Source organism: Streptomyces sp. NRRL F-2580, from assembly GCF_000720115.1.
Taxonomy (GTDB): Bacteria; Actinomycetota; Actinomycetes; order Streptomycetales; family Streptomycetaceae; genus Streptomyces.
The window spans coordinates 54865-72000 of sequence record NZ_JOIR01000004.1 but is presented as its reverse complement, the minus strand read 5'-3'; the positions used below and the strand labels follow the sequence as shown (position 1 = coordinate 72000).

The 17136-nt window shown below is 71.3% G+C and carries 15 protein-coding genes and 2 tRNA genes; 15 read left to right on the top strand and 2 right to left on the bottom strand.

What is annotated here, in order from left to right:
- The first annotated feature begins 11 nt into the window (after positions 1–11).
- The 5 genes from gyrA to IF88_RS0105045 all read left to right on the top strand — a co-directional run bounded on the left by gyrA (position 12) and on the right by IF88_RS0105045 (position 5215).
- The gene (gyrA, locus tag IF88_RS0105065; protein WP_030707700.1) at positions 12–2627 is read left to right on the top strand and encodes a DNA gyrase subunit A; all 2616 of its coding nucleotides are present in this window, start codon (positions 12–14) and stop codon (positions 2625–2627) included.
- Between the two features lie 114 nt (positions 2628–2741).
- Positions 2742–3293 carry a DUF3566 domain-containing protein gene (locus IF88_RS0105060; RefSeq protein WP_030707698.1) on the top strand — a complete coding sequence of 184 codons (552 nt, stop codon included), beginning with the start codon at positions 2742–2744 and terminating at the stop codon, positions 3291–3293.
- 118 nt (positions 3294–3411) lie between these two features.
- A tRNA-Ile gene (locus IF88_RS0105055) sits at positions 3412–3485 on the top strand.
- 144 nt (positions 3486–3629) lie between these two features.
- Complete coding sequence (locus tag IF88_RS47645) at positions 3630–3764, top strand: DLW-39 family protein (protein WP_208809277.1); 135 nt, start codon at positions 3630–3632, stop codon at positions 3762–3764.
- 122 nt (positions 3765–3886) lie between these two features.
- Positions 3887–5215, top strand: a complete 1329-nt coding sequence (locus IF88_RS0105045; protein WP_037805528.1) for a hypothetical protein — start codon at positions 3887–3889, stop codon at positions 5213–5215.
- On the opposite strand, the gene IF88_RS0105040 is transcribed toward IF88_RS0105045, so the two are convergent.
- Together IF88_RS0105040 and IF88_RS0105035 are read right to left on the bottom strand one after the other, a co-directional pair.
- Positions 5202–6488 (bottom strand): serine/threonine-protein kinase, encoded by a 1287-nt coding sequence (locus IF88_RS0105040; RefSeq protein ID WP_030707694.1) that lies wholly within the window; start codon positions 6486–6488, stop codon positions 5202–5204. The two genes, IF88_RS0105045 and IF88_RS0105040, sit on opposite strands and share 14 nt — an antisense overlap.
- A gap of 40 nt (positions 6489–6528) precedes the next feature.
- A complete protein-coding gene (locus tag IF88_RS0105035) occupies positions 6529–7077 on the bottom strand; it encodes a helix-turn-helix domain-containing protein (protein ID WP_030707692.1) in 549 nt (182 codons plus the stop codon).
- A 161-nt stretch (positions 7078–7238) separates the two neighbouring features.
- Here IF88_RS0105035 and IF88_RS0105030 point away from each other — a divergent pair.
- The 10 genes from IF88_RS0105030 (at position 7239) to IF88_RS0104985 (ending at position 17133) form a co-directional block, all read left to right on the top strand.
- Positions 7239–7311, top strand: a tRNA-Ala gene (locus tag IF88_RS0105030).
- A 216-nt stretch (positions 7312–7527) separates the two neighbouring features.
- The gene (locus IF88_RS0105025) at positions 7528–8082 is read left to right on the top strand and encodes a methylated-DNA--[protein]-cysteine S-methyltransferase (protein WP_051836490.1); all 555 of its coding nucleotides are present in this window, start codon (positions 7528–7530) and stop codon (positions 8080–8082) included.
- A 66-nt stretch (positions 8083–8148) separates the two neighbouring features.
- Positions 8149–8940, top strand: coding sequence for a 2OG-Fe(II) oxygenase (locus tag IF88_RS0105020; RefSeq protein ID WP_078892722.1), 792 nt, complete (start codon positions 8149–8151; stop codon positions 8938–8940).
- Between the two features lie 259 nt (positions 8941–9199).
- Complete coding sequence (locus IF88_RS0105015; RefSeq protein WP_078892721.1) at positions 9200–10285, top strand: 50S ribosomal protein L11 methyltransferase; 1086 nt, start codon at positions 9200–9202, stop codon at positions 10283–10285.
- Between the two features lie 63 nt (positions 10286–10348).
- Complete coding sequence (locus tag IF88_RS0105010) at positions 10349–11764, top strand: iron-containing redox enzyme family protein (RefSeq protein ID WP_030707683.1); 1416 nt, start codon at positions 10349–10351, stop codon at positions 11762–11764.
- On the top strand, positions 11755–12132 hold the full coding sequence (locus tag IF88_RS40040; RefSeq protein WP_107050473.1) for a Rieske 2Fe-2S domain-containing protein: 378 nt from the start codon (positions 11755–11757) through the stop codon (positions 12130–12132). The genes IF88_RS0105010 and IF88_RS40040 overlap by 10 nt, the downstream gene beginning before the upstream one ends.
- Before the next feature lie 142 nt (positions 12133–12274).
- Positions 12275–13525, top strand: a complete 1251-nt coding sequence (locus IF88_RS0105000) for an ATP-grasp domain-containing protein (protein ID WP_030707682.1) — start codon at positions 12275–12277, stop codon at positions 13523–13525.
- The gene (locus IF88_RS0104995; RefSeq protein ID WP_051836487.1) at positions 13522–14853 is read left to right on the top strand and encodes an MFS transporter; all 1332 of its coding nucleotides are present in this window, start codon (positions 13522–13524) and stop codon (positions 14851–14853) included. The genes IF88_RS0105000 and IF88_RS0104995 overlap by 4 nt, the downstream gene beginning before the upstream one ends.
- Positions 14854–14894: 41 nt before the next feature.
- Positions 14895–15869 (top strand): alpha/beta hydrolase, encoded by a 975-nt coding sequence (locus IF88_RS0104990; RefSeq protein WP_051836486.1) that lies wholly within the window; start codon positions 14895–14897, stop codon positions 15867–15869.
- Positions 15856–17133 carry an ATP-grasp domain-containing protein gene (locus IF88_RS0104985; protein WP_051836483.1) on the top strand — a complete coding sequence of 426 codons (1278 nt, stop codon included), beginning with the start codon at positions 15856–15858 and terminating at the stop codon, positions 17131–17133. The genes IF88_RS0104990 and IF88_RS0104985 overlap by 14 nt, the downstream gene beginning before the upstream one ends.
- The last annotated feature ends 3 nt before the right edge of the window (positions 17134–17136 follow it).

Here is a 17136-nt window from a genome sequence, read left to right as displayed (position 1 = left end):
TCTGACCAGCAATGGCCGACGAAACCACCCCCACCGCAGAGAACGCCGAGAACGCCGCGGAGGACCAGCCCGTGCTGCGCATCGAGCCCGTCGGGCTCGAGACGGAGATGCAGCGCTCCTACCTCGACTACGCGATGTCCGTCATCGTCTCGCGCGCCCTGCCGGACGTGCGGGACGGCCTCAAGCCGGTGCACCGCCGCGTGCTGTACGCGATGTACGACGGCGGCTACCGGCCCGAGAAGGGCTTCTACAAGTGCGCCCGCGTCGTCGGTGACGTCATGGGCACGTACCACCCGCACGGTGACAGCTCGATCTACGACGCCCTGGTCCGCCTGGCCCAGACGTGGTCGATGCGCATGCCGCTGGTGGACAGCAACGGCAACTTCGGCTCCCCGGGCAACGACCCGGCGGCCGCCATGCGCTACACCGAGTGCAAGCTCATGCCGCAGGCCATGGAGATGCTCCGGGACATCGACGAGGAGACCGTCGACTTCCAGGACAACTACGACGGCCGCAACCAGGAGCCGACGGTCCTGCCGGCGCGCTTCCCGAACCTGCTGGTCAACGGCAGCGCCGGCATCGCGGTCGGCATGGCGACCAACATCCCGCCGCACAACCTGCGCGAGGTCGCGGCCGGTGCCCAGTGGGCGCTGGAGCACCCGGAGGCCTCGCACGAGGAGCTCCAGGACGCGCTCATCGAGCGGATCAAGGGCCCGGACTTCCCCTCGGGCGCCCTGGTCGTGGGCCGCAAGGGCATCGAGGAGGCGTACCGGACCGGTCGCGGCTCCATCACGATGCGCGCGGTGGTGGAGGTCGAGGAGATCCAGAACCGCCAGTGCCTGGTGGTCACGGAGCTCCCGTACCAGACCAACCCCGACAACCTCGCGCAGAAGATCGCGGACCTGGTGAAGGACGGCAAGGTCGGCGGCATCGCCGACGTCCGTGACGAGACCTCGTCGCGGACCGGCCAGCGCCTGGTGATCGTCCTGAAGCGGGACGCCGTCGCGAAGGTCGTGCTGAACAACCTCTACAAGCACACCGATCTGCAGACGAACTTCGGCGCGAACATGCTGGCGCTGGTGGACGGCGTGCCGCGCACGCTGTCGATCGACGCCTTCATCCGCCACTGGGTGACGCACCAGATCGAGGTCATCGTCCGGCGCACGAAGTTCCGCCTGCGCAAGGCGGAGGAGCGCGCCCACATCCTGCGCGGTCTGCTCAAGGCGCTGGACGCGATCGACGAGGTCATCGCGCTGATCCGGCGCAGCAACACGGTCGAGATCGCGCGCGAGGGCCTGATGGGCCTCCTGGAGATCGACGAGATCCAGGCCAACGCGATCCTGGAGATGCAGCTCCGCCGCCTCGCGGCCCTGGAGCGGCAGAAGATCGTCGCCGAGCACGACGAGCTCCAGGCCAAGATCAACGAGTACCAGGCGATCCTGGCCTCGGAGGAGCGTCAGCGCTCCATCGTGAGCGAGGAACTGGCGGCCATCGTCGAGAAGTTCGGCGACGACCGGCGTTCCAAGCTGGTGCCCTTCGACGGTGACATGTCCATCGAGGACCTGATCGCCGAAGAGGACATCGTCGTCACGATCACGCACGGCGGCTACGTCAAGCGCACCAAGACCGAGGACTACCGCTCGCAGAAGCGCGGCGGCAAGGGCGTGCGCGGCACGAAGCTGAAGCAGGACGACCTGGTCGACCACTTCTTCGTCTCCACCACGCACCACTGGTTGCTGTTCTTCACGAACAAGGGCCGCGTCTACCGGTCCAAGGCGTACGAGCTGCCGGACGCCGGCCGCGACGCCCGCGGGCAGCACGTGGCGAACCTGCTGGCCTTCCAGCCGGACGAGAAGATCGCCCAGATCCTCGCGATCCGCGACTACGAGGCGGCGCCCTACCTGATCCTGGCCACCAAGGGCGGCCTGGTGAAGAAGACGGCGCTCAAGGACTACGACTCGCCCCGTTCGGGTGGTGTGATCGCCATCAACCTCCGGGAGACCGCGGACGGCAGTGACGACGAGCTGATCGGCGCCGAGCTGGTGTCCGCCGAGGACGACCTGCTGCTGATCAGCAAGAAGGCGCAGTCGATCCGCTTCACGGCGACCGACGACGCGCTGCGCCCGATGGGCCGCGCGACCTCGGGCGTGAAGGGCATGAGTTTCCGCGAAGGTGACGAACTGCTCTCCATGAGCGTTGTGAGGCCGGGTACGTTCGTCTTCACCGCGACCGACGGCGGCTACGCCAAGCGGACGCCGGTGGACGAGTACCGCGTCCAGGGTCGTGGCGGTCTGGGTATCAAGGCCGCGAAGATCGTGGAGGACCGCGGGTCGCTCGTAGGGGCGCTCGTGGTGGACGAAACGGACGAGATTCTCGCCATCACGCTGGGCGGTGGTGTGATCCGTACGCGCGTCAACGAAGTCAGGGAGACCGGCCGTGACACCATGGGCGTCCAGCTGATCAACCTGGGCAAGCGTGATGCCGTGGTCGGCATCGCCCGGAACGCCGAGGCCGGTCAGGAAGCTGACGAGGTCGAGGCCGACGAGAACGAGACCGAGGTGGCCGACGGACAGGCCGCCGAGGCCGCCGAGGGCACGCAGCCTTCGGCCGGGGAGCACGAGGAGTAAGTCGTGAGTGGAGCCACGGGCGCCGGACCGGCCAAGACTGGGGCGAACGGTGCCCGTGGCCCCGCCGCGGACTCCCAGGGTGGCGACGCCACCGCCGAGGGCAGGGGAATCGCCGTGACGGACACCCGAGGGCCGCAGCCGACGGCCGGCGCGGAAGCCGGCCAGGACCGGCCCGCGCCGCCGCCGTACCAGCCGCCGCAGGCGTACGCGGCGCCCTCGGGCCCGGGCACGCCGCAGACGGGCGGGGGAGCCGCCGCCCAGCGCAAGCCGCGTCCTGGGGTCCGTACGGCGCCCAGGACGCGCAAGGCACGGCTGCGGGTGGCCAAGGCCGACCCGTGGTCGGTGATGAAGGTCAGCTTCCTGCTGTCGATCGCGCTGGGCATCTGCACGATCGTGGCGGCGTCGGTGCTGTGGATGGTCATGGACGCGATGGGCGTCTTCTCGACCGTCGGCGGCACCATCAGCGAGGCGACCGGCTCGAACGAGAGCAACGGCTTCGACCTCCAGTCGTTCCTGTCGCTGCCGCGCGTGCTGACCTTCACGTCGGTGATCGCGGTGATCGACGTGGTGCTGGCGACGGCACTGGCCACGCTCGGCGCGTTCATCTACAACCTGTCGGCGGGCTTCGTCGGTGGTGTGGAGCTGACCCTCGCCGAGGACGAATAGGGCCTTCGCCGAAGTGTCCGCGAGGGGTCGGATGACCTGCGCAGACGCCCCGTCGGAACGGATTTTGGCCTGACCGGGTCTGTGCGCTAATCTTCAGGAGTCAGCGCGCAGCGCGGATGGGGCTATAGCTCAGTTGGTTAGAGCGCATCCCTGATAAGGATGAGGCCACAGGTTCAAATCCTGTTAGCCCCACAGTGTCGAAGACCCCCAGGCCAAGGCCTGGGGGTCTTTGTCGTAGGACCAGTTGGCGGGTTCCCAGGTCACCGATCGGTATCGGTCGGTGTGTATTGTTGGCTGCCAGAAGTCCCCTACGTCAACGAAAGACGAGGTCGCGCGGTGAAGAAGCTGCTCCTGGTCGCACTGGCCGCCATCGGCGGGCTCCTCGTGTACCGCCAGATCCAGGCGGACCGCGCCGAGCAGGACCTGTGGACGGAGGCAACTGACTCCGTGCCTTCTGGTTCCGGTGTGTGAGACCCAAGGCTGATCCCATGAAGCCCCGGCTGCCGCTGCGGCCGGGGCTTTGTGCTGTTCTGTGACGAAAACTTACGTTATGCAAAGATTTGGCTTGCGCTAGCAAACTCGGGGTGGACGTGATGGGTCGGGTGCGGACGACGGTGCGGCTGGGAGCCGTGGTGGGGGCGGCGGCCCTGGGCCTGGCGGCCGCGCTGCCGGCGGCCGCCGGCGCGGAGGACGCACAGCCGCAGTCGGCGCCGACGTACCGGGCCGCGGACGGCGCCAAGGCGATCGAGGGCAAGCCCTCCAGCGCGGACGCCCCGCAGATCGAGCCCGGCGGCGTCTACAAGGACACGCTCGGCCCCGGGGAGCGCGTGTACCGGCTCGTCCTGGAGAAGGACGACTCGAACGTCTACGTCTCCGCCGTGGTCCGGCCGGCGGCGGGCGCGAAGGTGTCCGGCGGCGACGGCATCGAGGTGGAGATCATGACCACCGCCGGGAGCTCCTGCCGGGAGAGCGCCGGCCGGGCGCACTTCGGCTACGACCCCTACCCCATCAGCGCGGCCGGCGTCCGGTGGGGCGGGGAGGACGAGGACTGCGCGGACGCCGGCGTGTACTACGCCAAGATCACCCGCACGTCGGCCAAGGGCTACGACCAGAGCCCCTGGCCGCTGGAGATCAAGGTGCAGCGGGAACCGGGGCGCGGGGCGGGCGCTCCCACCACCGCGCCGAGCAGCTGGCCCTCCGGGGCCCCCGCCCTGCCGGGGACCGAGGCGGTGGGCCGCACCGGGGGCACCGGCTTCAACGACGCGCGCGCCCTCGGCGCCGGCGTGTGGCGCGACGAGATGCGGCCCGGCCAGACCCGGTACTACCGGGTCCCGCTGGACTGGGGACAGCAGCTGGGCGTCGGCGCCGAACTCGCCGCCGCCCGGATGACCAAGCCGTACGGCTCCGCCTCGGGCGGGCTCACCGTCGCGCTCTACACCCCGTACCGGGGCCTGATCTCCGACAAGGACGTCTCGTACGACGGCAAGCAGGCCGGGATCACCCTGGGGAAGACCCCTCCCGTCGCCTACGAGAACCGGTTCGCCAGTGACCGGGCCGTGCGGCCCGTGGCCGTCGCGGGCTGGTACTACGTGGCGGTGACGATGGGCTCGAAGGTCGCCGACTTCACCGAGGACGCGGTGCCCGTGCCGCTGACCCTGCGGCTGGAGGTCGGCGGCACCCCGGCCAAGGCGCCCGCGTACAAGGGGAGTCCGGCCGCGGGCGGCTTCGGGGTGGGCGAGGCGGACCGGGCCGCCGCCGAGGAGGGGCTGACCGCCCCGGAGGCCGCGGCGGCCGCCGACAAGCAGTCCGTGATGCGGGTCGTCGCCGGGGCCGGTTTCGGCACCGGGACGGTGCTGCTGCTCGTACTCGGCGGCTGGACGCTGCTCGGGCGGCGCGGGCGCCGCCCCCTTACAACTGGGTGAGGGCCCAGACGCCGACGGCGAAGCAGAGCAGCGCCGCGGCGAGGATCGAGGCCACGGCCTTGGCCGGAGGCGGGGCGATGCCGCCGCCCGTCCGGACGGGCGGGGCGGTGGAGGCGAGCGTCGTCGGCACGGTCGCCGCTGAGGGCGGCGGCAGGTGGAAGCTGCCCGTCTCCGAGGGCCCGTACGCGGGCACCTGGGCCGGGACGGCCGAGTACGGGGCAGCGGGCGCGCTGGGCGCGCTGGGCGCGGTCGCGGCCGCGGGCGCGGTGGACGCCGTCGACGCCGTCGCGCGCGGATCGGTACGGGTGGGCTCCGCGGCCGTCGGCACGGAGGCGGACGCGCCGAGCGGCGCCACGCCGGCGGTGGGCGCCTGCGGGGTCACCGCGGCCGTGGCCAACGGTCCCTGCGGGCCGAAAGCGGGCGGGAGCGGGCCGAGTTGGTCGAACACCTCCACCGGATCCTCGTCCGGGGCGGGCGGCGGCAGCAGTTCCACGGCCTCGGCAAGGGCCTTGCGCGCCCCTGTGGCCGTACGGAACCGGCTCTGGGGGTCCGGCTGGAGGAGACCGGCGAGGACGTCCCACAGCGGGGCGGGGACGCCCTCCGGGGCGCCCGGGGTGCCATGGGCCAGGAAGTGCTCGACGAGGCCCTGGGAGTCGGGCTTGGAGCCCCGGAGGAGGTACAGGGCGACCAGCCCGACGGCGAAGAGGTCGGCGGGGAAGTCGGGCTCGGCGCCCAGCAGTTGCTCGGGGGCGAAATAGCCCGGGGTGCCGACCACGTAGTTGGTCTCGGTCAGCCGGGGCTCGCCCTTGCGCATGGAGATGCCGAAGTCGGACAGCCGCAGGTGCGGCCGCCCGGTTCCGGTGGCCTCCATCAGGATGTTGGCCGGTTTGATGTCGCGGTGGACCACGCCTTCCGCGTGCACCGCGGCCAGCCCCGACAGGAGCTGGTCGAGCAGCAGGCACACGAAGCGGGGCGGCAGCGGGCCGTAGTCCCCGATCACGTGTCCGAGGGAGCCGCCGCCGACCAGGTCCATGGTGAAGAGGACCTTGTCGTCGTCGGCCGCCCAGCTGGCGGGAGCGAGCACGTGCGGGTGGTCGATCCGCAGGGCCTGTTCCCGCACGAAGCGCAGGAGGGTGTGGGCGTCGCTCTGCAGGAGGACCTTCGCGGCGACGTAGCGGCGACGGCGGTGGTCCCAGGCCCGCCACACGGCACCCGCGCCACCGCGCCCGATCGGATCGATCAGCTCATACCGACCGCCGAAGATCTCACCCATGGCTGTGCCCGTCCCCCGTCCGTCGTCCGCCCTCGTGCCGTCAGTTCTGGTGGGCCTCGTAGTGGGCGACCGCGTCGGCGGTGCGGCCCGCGCCGTAGACCCGGAGGAACTCTGCCAGTTCCGGGTGGCTGGGGGCGAGGGTGTTCGCCGCGTCGATGATGTCGCCGGCCGCGGAGACCGAGCGCAGCAGCGACTGGATCTCGCGGACGACCCGCTTGACCGTGGGTGCGCCGGAGCTGATGGTGGTCTGGCCGCTGTTGCTCAGGACGGATCCTCCCTGGGTCTTCTTGATCTCGTCCATCCTGTCCGTGGCCTCCCCGGCGCTGACGCTCCCGTCGGCCACCTGGCCGGCGAGGTCCTGGAGGGCCTGGACGCGCTGCACCACGGCCGGGTTCCCGATCTTGGCGCGCTGGCCGCTCATCAGCTGGGACAGCATGGGCGCCGACAGGCCGAGCACGGCAGCGAGGCGGGCCTGGTTCAAGCCGAGGTCATCTATGAGCCGGCGAAAGAGCGCTCCCAACGGCTCCCCGTACCAACTGCGCTGAAGCTCTCTGGCTCTGGCCGTGGCCTCTTGCTGTACTGCGTCCACTCTTACTACTCCCCTTCGCTGGTGCGAACCTCGCGAGCATCTTACGGAGAGTGGTCGCACGACGGGAGTCCCTATCATTTTGCGAGATGAGGGGGTACACCCGGTACTCTGTTCTGCGGAACGACCCCCTTCCCGCGTGGGACGGGTGCGTCCAGTTTCACGGGGCCTTAGCTCAGTTGGTAGAGCGCTGCCTTTGCAAGGCAGATGTCAGGAGTTCGAATCTCCTAGGCTCCACATCATCAAAGGTCCCCTGACCTGCGGAAACGCCGGTCAGGGGACCTTTTTGTGTGCCCTGGGCGACCGCTGTGGACGGGCCCGGTGGGGGTGGGGCGCGGCATTTCGCAACTGTTCGCACGGAGGCGGTGTTTCTACCGTCGGCCGCCTCGTGGGTTTCCCGAGCGGAACGCGAGCGGGCTGCACGAGGATCACGACGAACGAAGGAGTCGCGCCATGCCGACCACCAGCCCTGCCACCGGCGTCGCCACGGTGGCGTTCCATGCCACGCGCGTGGGGTCGCTCGTGCTGGCGGCCACGGACGACGCGCTCATCCTGTGCTGCTACGGCACGGCCGATATCGCGGCGGAGCGGTTGGGCCGGGCCGGACTGGGGCCGGTGGAGCCGGGGGAGGCGGGAGCGCCGGGGCTCAAGGTGCTGGACGAGGCCCGGGCGCAGATCGACGAGTACCTGAGCGGCGGGCGCCGCGAATTCACCGTTCCGGTGGACCTGCGACTGGCCACCCCGTTCAGCCGGCGTACCAATCTGCTGCTCACCGAGTTCGTCCCGTACGGGCGGACCGCGACCTACGGGCAGCTGGCCGAGGCGCTCGACCGGCCCCGGGCCGCACGCGCCGTGGGCACCGCGCTGGGCACGAATCCGCTGTGCGTGGTGCTGCCCTGCCACCGGATCATCGGCTCCACGGGGAGCCTCAGCGGGTACGCGGGAGGGCCGGAGGCCAAGCGCGATCTGCTCGCCCTGGAGGCCTCCGGCGCACCGGCCGCGCACTGACCCGTCCCGGCCCGTCGCCGCCTTTCCCGCCATTCCCGCCCCTCCCCGCTACGGAAAGCAGAGCACGTGAGCGTCTACGAGCCCCCGCAGCTTCCGGGCTTCGACCTGCCCGGCCCGGACGTCGCCCCGTACCCGCCGGAAGGCGCCCGGGTGACGGGTGGCGCTCCGCCGCCGGGAAACCTCGACTGGCGGGCGCTCGCCGCCGAACTGGACGAGGAGGGAGTGGCGTTGACCCCGCCGCTGCTGACGGCCGGGCAGTGCGCGGACCTCCGGGAGCTCTTCGACGATCCCACCGCGTTCCGCAGCACCGTGACGATGGCGCGGCACCGCTTCGGGGAGGGCCTCTACCGCTACTTCTCGCACCCGCTGCCCGAGCTCGTCCAGAACCTGCGGGAGCAGCTGTACCCGCCGCTCGCCCGGATCGCCAACGACTGGGCGCGGCGCCTGGGGCAGCCGGCGTTCGCCCCCGAGTTCGACGGACTGATCGCGGCGTGCGCGGCCGCCGGGCAGCACCGCCCGACGCCGCTGCTGCTCCGGTACGAGCGGGGCGGCTACAACTGCCTGCACCAGGACGTCTACGGCGACCTGACCTTCCCGCTCCAGGTGGCGATCATGCTCGACCGGCCGGACGAGGACTTCACCGGTGGCGAGAGCGTGTTCGTCGAGCAGCGCCCGCGCGCCCAGTCCCGCCCGCTCGTCAGGCGGCCCGGACAGGGGCAGGGGATGATCTTCACGGTCAGCCACCGCCCGGTGCGCTCGGTGCGCGGCTGGAGCCGGGTGACCCTGAGGCACGGGGTGAGCTCCGTGACCAGCGGGCAGCGCCACGTGCTGGGCGTGATCTTCCACGACGCCCGGTAGCGGCGGAATCGCCGGAATCAACCGGCGCGGGGACCCGGTTTCTGCCGCCTGCTTCCAGTGAACCGGCAGCACTGTCACGTTCGCAGGTCAACCCCTGCCTCCCGGGAGTCAATGCCTGGCAGAACCGCCGGTACGGCTGGAGGATCGCTGGAGTTTCGCACCACCGACCTTCCGTACGGTCGACCTTGCGACGGCGCGGGGATCTTGCCGGCCGCTCGTGCACCACGGTTGATCCGGCGGTTCAACGGGAGGAGCGAACATGCAGCAGGTCCAGGGCGCGGAGGGCGCGACGACGAGGCTGGACCCCGGACCGGACGGTCCGGGTCCGTCGGCCACCAGCTCGCAGCACCGCCTGATCACGGCCTCGCTGCAGACGCTGGCGCAGCAGATGAACGAGATCGCCGAGCAGGCGTCGGCGCTGCTCACGACGCCGGCGGGCGGCGCGGCCACCGACTCCGAGGTCTTCGGGCGGATCGCCCGCAGAACCGTGCCCCGCTGGCACTTCGCGATGCTGAACGACACCGAGCGCAACGAGGCCCTCGTCGGCGCCCTGGAGCGGGGCATACCGGTCGGGGCGACCGTCCTGGACATCGGCTCGGGGAGCGGGCTGCTGGCCATGGCCGCGGCGCGGGCCGGCGCGGGCCGCGTGATCACCTGTGAGATGAACCCGATGCTCGCGGAGGTCGCCCGTCAGGTGGTCGACGCCCACGGGTTCAGCGATGTCATCACGGTGATCGGGAAGCCTTCCCATCTGCTGGAGATCGGCCCCGACCTCGACGGTCCGGTGGACGTGCTGATCTCGGAGATCGTCGACTGCGGTCTCATCGGCGAGGGCCTCCTGCCGTCGATCCGGCACGCGCGCCGGAACCTGCTGAAACCCGACGGGATCATGCTCCCGTCCGCGGGCCGGCTGTACGGCCGGCTCGTCAGCAGCGAGGACATCCTGCGGCTCAACCAGGTGACGACGGCCGAGGGTTTCGACGTCTCCCTGATGAACGTGCTCGCCACCCGCGGTCACCTCCCGGTGCGGCTCAACACCTGGCCCCACCGGTTCCTGTCCGACGCCGCCGAGGTACTGGCGTTCGACCTGGCGGAGGACGCCCTGGAGCCGGGCGAGCGGTCGGTCGACCTGCTCGCGCGTGCCGACGGCGAGGCGCACGCCCTGGTCGTCTGGTTCGAACTGGACATGGGGCACGGCACCACGCTGTGCAACTCCCCGGAGGGCACCCGCTCGCACTGGATGCAGGGGTGGGTCCCCCTGGAGAAGCCGGTGCCGGTGAAGACGGGCGAGACGCTCCCCCTCCGCCTGCGCTGGAGCGACTTCTCCCTCAGCGCGCACATCTGACCCACCGGCCCGCCCACCAGGCACACGGCCGTACGTCTTGCGATCCGGACCAAGGAGCACGCGATGAGTCACGTACCCGAGCACATCCCGTTCGAGCTCAGCGGCGCCGCCCTGCGCGACGCCATCGTGCAGTACGCCACGAATCCGATCTTCCTCGACAACACGGACTGGCAGAACCACGACAATCCGTACCGGCGACAGCTGCGGCCGCAGGTGCTCCCGCACCTCGACTTCGACAAGGTGCCGGGCCGGGAGAACATCCTCGACTACACGAGCCTGGCCGTGCAGCGCCTGCTCACCTCCATATACGAGGCCGACCTGGTGTTCTTCCCCAAGTCCGGGCTGGAGGGCAAGGAGGAGGACTTCCGGGCGTTCTACAGCCCGGCCAACCGCGCGCTCGGCGAGCGCGTCCGCCCCGCCCTGGAGCGGTACGCCTTCGGCTTCCTCGACGACGAGGTCGAGACCTCGGGGAAGTGGACCAAGGCCAGCCTCGACAGCTACCTGGACTCCCTCGACATGGGCGGCGGCGAGGAGCGGACGCCGGTGGAGCAGGCCATCACCGGGTCCAGCGACCCCGAACGCGCGGCGCGCATGTGGCTGGTGCAGTTCGCCGCCGACTTCCTCTCCGAGGCGTCGCCGATGATCCGCAACGTGCTCGGCTACTACGGTCCCGTCCAGTCCGAGTGGTTCAAGGTCGTCATCGACGAGTACGGCTACGGCGTGCACGACACCAAGCACAGCACCCTGTTCGAGCGGACGCTGGAGTCCGTCGGCCTCCAGGCCGACCTCCACCGGTACTGGCAGTACTACCTCAACAGCAGCCTGCTGCTGAACAATTACTTCCACTACCTCGGCAAGAACCACGAGCTGTTCTTCCGCTACGTGGGCGCGCTGTTCTACACGGAGAGCTCGCTGGTCGACTTCTGCCAGCGCGCCGACCGGCTGCTGCACGGGGTCTTCGGCGACTCCGTCGACACCACGTACTTCACCGAGCACGTCCACATCGACCAGCACCACGGCCGCATGGCGCGCGAGAAGATCATCGCGCCGCTGATCGAGGCCCACGGCGAGGGGATCATCCCCGAGATCGTCCGGGGCATCGAGGAGTACCGCGTACTCCTGGAGGTCGCCGACCAGGATTTCTGCGCGCAGATCGGCTGGATGGACGACCAGCCGGAGCTCAAGAAGCTGCACGGTCCCGTCTACGAGGCCATCCGGGAGGGCCGGGTGGAGGCGCCGGTGGCGCACCTGGTCGAGCCGTTCAACGAGCTGTCGAACACCCATTGCCACGAGGGCGACGAGCTCTGCCACATCGTCTCGGGCACCATGCGCTTCGAGAGCGGGCTGGGCTCCTCGCTGACGCTGGAGGCCGGCGAGGGCGTCGTCATCCGGCGCAACCGGCTGCACGGCGCCGACATCCTGTCCGAGGAGTGCGTCTACGAGATCCACTCGGTGGGGGACTACCGCAAATGCCTGTAGTGACCTTCCCCGTCGCCGGGCGGGACAACTGCGTGGTCGTCGCGGGCACTTCGTACGTGTACGCGACGGTCGACGGCCGGGGCTTCGTGATGAACGCCGAGTGCCCGCACCGCGGCGGTCCGCTGCACCTGGCCGGAGTGACGCCGGACGCCTCCCGGCTCGTCTGCCCCTGGCACGACCGCAGGACGTCCGCGGCGCGGCTGCGCGCCGAGATCCCCGCGGTACGGGCCGGCAGCCGGGTCACCGCGGTCTTCCCCGACCGCCGGCCGGCCGGGCGGCCGGCGGTATCCGGCCGCCCGTGCGGTGTCACAAGCCGGGAGTACCGGCCGCTGTCGCCCGAACTGGCCCGCCCCGGCGCGGCGGTCTGACCCCTTCCGGCCAAGCCCCCGGGCGGCTGCAACGCCGTGGGCCGGGCCGGTGTTCTACAGGTGATGGCGGGTGCGGCGCGGGGCCGTGAAGGGCCCGCACCGCACCCGCCGGACGCATGACGACGAACGAGGAGAGTGGACCATGGCGTGGGACGGGCAGAAGCCCCTGCTGCTGTTGATCGGGAGCAGTGGCCGGCGCAGCAGGGAGTTCATCCTGCGGACGGTGAGCCGGCGCTACGCGTTATGGCTCCTCCAGCCCGCACCGGTGAGCTGGGAGGACCCGTACGTGGCGGGGAGCACGGTCGTCGACAACACCGACCCCGACGCCCTGGTCGAGGCCGCCCGTCAGGTGGCCGCCGCGCACGAGGTGGCCGGGGTGTTCTGCTACGACGAGGGACTGGTCACGCCCGCCGCCCACGTGGCGCAGGCGCTCGGGCTGCCGGGCAACTCCCCCGAGGCGGTGACCGCCTGCCGCGACAAGAACGCCACCCGGATCGCGCTGGACGCGGCCCGGGTCCCGCAGCCGGTCTCGATCGGCGTCCGCTCGCTGGGCGAGGCGCGGGCCGCGGCGGAGAAGATCGGCTTCCCCGTCGTGGTGAAGCCGCGCGGCCTGGCCGGCGGGATGGGCGTGCGCAGGGCGGACGGGCCCGAGGACATGGAGAGCGCCTACCGGGCCGCCTCCGGCGCCTCCTACCCCGGAGTGCCCGTCTTCGACGTGTCGGTCCTGGTGGAGGAGTACGCCGACGGCCCGGAGATCAGCGTCGACGCGGTCTTCTTCGACGGCGCGTGCGTGCCGCTCGTCGTGGCCCGCAAGCAGGTCGGCCTGGCGCCCTTCTTCGAAGAGACGGGCCACGAGGTCGACGGGGCCGACCCGCTGCTGACCGACCCCGAGCTGCTGGAGGCGCTGCGCGCCGCGCACGCCGCGCTCGGCTTCCACACGGGAGTCAGCCACACCGAGTTCCGCATCACCGCCGGCGGGCTGCGCCTGATGGAGGTCAACGCCCGCCTCGGCGGCGACATGATCCCCTACCTCGGGCAGCTGGCCACCGGGGTCGACGTCGCGATGGCGGCGGCCGACACCGCCGCGGGCCGTACGCCGGACACCGCGGCGCGGCACCGCAAGGCCGCCGCGATCGCGTTCCTCTACCCCGACGAGGACGTCGAGATCGACTCCGTGACCGTCCACGAGGACCGCTTCGGTCCCGACGTGCACAGCGCCGAGGCCATGGTCGATCCCGGTGCGGTGCTGCGCCTGCCGCCCCGCGGCTACATCTCCCGCTACGCCCGCGTGATCGCCCTGTCCGACTCCGTCGAGCAGGCGCGCGCCGCGCTGCTGCGCGCCCCGGAGATCGTGGAAGTCGCCTCCCGGCCGGTGGAGGTGCCGGCTCCGTGAGCACCACCGGACAAGGCTCCCCGGAGGGGCAGAAGGCCGGCCGGCCCTCCGTCACCGAGACACTGAGGGGGATCCCCGGCCCGATCTGGCTGGTCCTGGTCGGCATGCTGATCAACCGGCTGGGCACCTTCCTCCAGATCTACCTGGTGCTCTACCTCACCGACAAGGGCTTCAGCACCTCCGCGGCCGCCTTCGCGCTCGGCGCGTACGGAGTGGGCTCGGTCGTCGGCGTCCTGGTCGGCGGTTCGGTCTCGGACCGGATCGGCTACGCGCGGACCATCGTCGGTTCCATGGCCTTCGCCAGCCTGCTCACCCTCAGCCTGGTCTACCTGGACACCCTGCCCCTGGTGATCGCGGTGGCCGCGGTGATCGGCGTGGTCGCGCAGGCCTACCGGCCCGCCTCCTCGGCGCTGCTGGTGGAGGCCACCCCAGAGGAACACCACGTGATGGTGTTCGCCGTCTACCGGATGGCGTTCAACCTCGGCACCACCGCGGGACCGCTGATCGGCGCCCTGCTCATCACGTACTCGTACAACCTGATGTTCTACGCCGAGGCGGGGGCGCAGGCCGCCTTCGCCCTGCTGGCGCTGGTCCTGGTCCGCACCGGCACGACCGCCGCCTCCGCCGGGCCGAAGCCGCAGGAGGGCAGCCGCTCGTACGCGGCCGTGCTGCGGGACAGGCGCTACCTGCTCTTCCTGCTGGCGCTGTTCCTCAACGCCGTCGTCTACATCCAGCACACCTCCGCCCTGCCGCTCCAGCTCAAGGCCGACGGCCACGGCCCGACCTTCTACTCGGTCCTGCTGTCGATGAACGCGGCCATGGTCATCTGCCTGGAGCTGCTGTTCACCAAGTACGTGCAGCACCTCCCGGCCCGGTTCGCGGTCGCCCTGGGCATCGGCCTGGTCGGCGTCGGCATGAACCTGTACGTGGCCGGCCCCGGCATGGCCGTGTTCGTCGTCGCGACCGTGGTGTGGACGATCGGTGAGATCGTCGGCACCCCGACCGCCTCCGCCTGGCCGGGCCGGGTCGCCCCCGCCCATCTGCGCGGCCGGTACATCGCCGCCTGTGCGTTCCCCATGCAGATCGGCTACGCCGTCGGCCCGGTGATCGGCATCGCCGCCTGGCAGGCGTCGGCGGCCTCCGTGTGGTGGCTGTGCGGCGGCCTGACCGCGGTGGCGGTCGTCGCCACCCTCTTCGGCATGGCCGAACCACCGGCCGCCGAGAAGGAACGGGCCGCCGAGCCCGGAGCGGCCGACGCCCGTCCCGCCACGCCGACCGCGGCGGCCTCCGGCGGCCCGGCCGCACCGGCGACCGCGGAAACCCCCTGAGCACCTCCCCGCCCCGCATCCGGAAGTGAGCGAAGCTGCCCATGGCCTACGCAGACGGCATCGAGAAGTTCGTGGAGACCGTCGACGGCGCCCTGCCACCCGACTTCTACACCTACCCCGTCGAACGACAGCGCGCCCTGTACGACGCGTTGACCGAGGTGCTGCCCATCCCGCTGCCCGAGGGGGTCAGCCACCGGGACGCGACCGTCACCCACGCGGGCCGCACCGCCCGGATCCGCGTCTACGAACCGGCCCGGCGCACGGGCGACGCCCCGCTGTTCTACATACGCGGCGGCGGCTTCGTCATCGGCTCGCTCCACAGCCACCACAGCCTGGTCGCCGAACTCGCCGACCGCACCGGTCTGGTGGCGGTCGCCCTGGACTTCGGCATGGCCCCGGAGAACCCGTACCCCGGTCCGCTGGAGGACTGTTACGCCGGCCTGTGCGCAACCCTGGCCGACCTGCCCGCGCTCGGGCTCGACGGCATCGACCCCGACGCCGCGGTGCTCTGCGGGGAGAGCTCGGGGGCCAACATGGCCGTGGTCCTCTCGATGATGGCGCGCGACCGGGGCGGCCCCCGGCTGCGCGGACAGGCCGTGATCAGCCCGGTCCTGGACTTCACCCGGTGGCGGCACGGCGGCGAGGACGCCCCCCTGCTCTCCGGCGGCGAGATGGAGTTCTACACCGCCTGCTACTGCCCCGAGCCCGAACAGGCGGAGGACCCGTACGTCTCGCCGCTGCTGACCGGAGACTTCCACGACCTGCCGCCCGCCTACGTGGTGGGCTGCGAGATGGACTCGCTGCGCGTCGACGCCGAGAAGTACACCGAACGGCTGCGGCAGAACGGGACGCCGGTGACGTACGTCATGGAGCCGGGCATGGTGCACGCTCCGGTGCGCGCCCGCCGCATCAGCGAACCGGCCGGGGAGTTCTTCGCGCGCTACTGCGACGCCGTGGCCGCTCTGGCCGCGCCGGCCGGTCAGGACGGAAAGGCGGCCGGCCGTGACGGACGCTGACCGGGGGACGGGCGCACCGCGGGGCGACGGGCCCTGCGTGATCGTCGACCCCTACTCCTCGGGGGCCCTCTTCGCCGAGCCGCTGACCGGACACGGCGTCCCGGTGGTGGCGGTGGTCACGGGCCCCCGCCCGCCGGAGGCCTACGCCTCCTCGTGGCGGCCGCAGGACTTCGCCGAGACCATCGTGTACGAGGGGGACCTGGAGCCGGTCGTCGAGCGGTTGCGGGAGCTGGATCCGCGGGCCGTCCTGGCCGGCTGCGAGTCCGGGGTGGAACTGGCCGAGCGCCTCGCCCCCCGGGTGGTGCCCGCGCGCAGCAACGTGCCCGAACTGGCCGCGGCCCGGCGGGACAAGAGCAGCATGGCGGCCGCCGTCGCGGCGGCCGGCCTGCCGGTCATCCCGCAGATCTGCACCGACGACGCCGAGGAGGTGGCGGCCTGGCTGGAACGCGAGGGCCTGGCCGGGGCGGACCTGGTGGTCAAACCGCCCAAGAGCGCCAGCACCGACGGCGTGATCAAACTGGCGGGCGGCGCGGACTGGCGGGCGGTCTTCGGCCGCCAGCTCGGCCGGACCAACCAGTTCGGCGAGACGGACGACCGGCTCATCGTCCAGAAGTTCGTCACCGGCACCGAGTACGTGATCGACACCTTCAGCCACGACGGGAAGCACGCCGTGGTCGACGTGTGTGCCTACCGCAAGGTCGACAACGGCCCGCACATGGCCGTCTACGACACCATGCGGTGGCTCCCGCCGGACGACCCGGCCATCCCGGGCCTCACGGAGTACGTCTTCGGGGTCCTGGACGCGGTGGGCCTGCGCTTCGGTTCGGCCCACGTCGAGGTGATGGGCACCGCCGAGGGTCCGCTGCTCATCGAGCTCGGTGCCCGCCCGCACGGAGGCGGCCAGCCGCGCTTCAACCGCAACGCCACCTCCGACAGCCAGATCGACCGGACCGTGCGGTGGCTGACCGGGGGCGAACTCCCGCAGGGCTACGAGCTGCTCCTGCACCAGATGTGCGTCTTCCACATCGCGCCCCGCACCGGGACCGTCTCCGGCACGGCGGCCCTGGAGTTCATCCGTGACCTGCCCAGTCACCACTTCTCGGTGCAGAGCCTGAACGACGGCGACCACGTCCGCGCCACCCGGGACCTGGTCGACAGCCTCAACTTCGGGTTCGTGATCCTCGCCCACCCCGACGAGGAGCAGATCCGGCGCGACTACGAGGCGGTCCGAGCGGCGGAGCGCCTCCTGTCCATCCAGGAGTAGAGA

Coding starts and splice junctions, on each gene's coding strand:
- gyrA (WP_030707700.1), top strand. CDS start 12: ATGGCCGACGAAACCACCCCCACCGCAGAGAACGCCGAGAACGCCGCG.
- IF88_RS0105045 (WP_037805528.1), top strand. CDS start 3,887: ATGGGTCGGGTGCGGACGACGGTGCGGCTGGGAGCCGTGGTGGGGGCG.
- IF88_RS0105040 (WP_030707694.1), bottom strand. CDS start 6,488: ATGGGTGAGATCTTCGGCGGTCGGTATGAGCTGATCGATCCGATCGGG.
- IF88_RS0105025 (WP_051836490.1), top strand. CDS start 7,528: ATGCCGACCACCAGCCCTGCCACCGGCGTCGCCACGGTGGCGTTCCAT.
- IF88_RS0105015 (WP_078892721.1), top strand. CDS start 9,200: ATGCAGCAGGTCCAGGGCGCGGAGGGCGCGACGACGAGGCTGGACCCC.
- IF88_RS0105010 (WP_030707683.1), top strand. CDS start 10,349: ATGAGTCACGTACCCGAGCACATCCCGTTCGAGCTCAGCGGCGCCGCC.
- IF88_RS40040 (WP_107050473.1), top strand. CDS start 11,755: ATGCCTGTAGTGACCTTCCCCGTCGCCGGGCGGGACAACTGCGTGGTC.
- IF88_RS0105000 (WP_030707682.1), top strand. CDS start 12,275: ATGGCGTGGGACGGGCAGAAGCCCCTGCTGCTGTTGATCGGGAGCAGT.
- IF88_RS0104990 (WP_051836486.1), top strand. CDS start 14,895: ATGGCCTACGCAGACGGCATCGAGAAGTTCGTGGAGACCGTCGACGGC.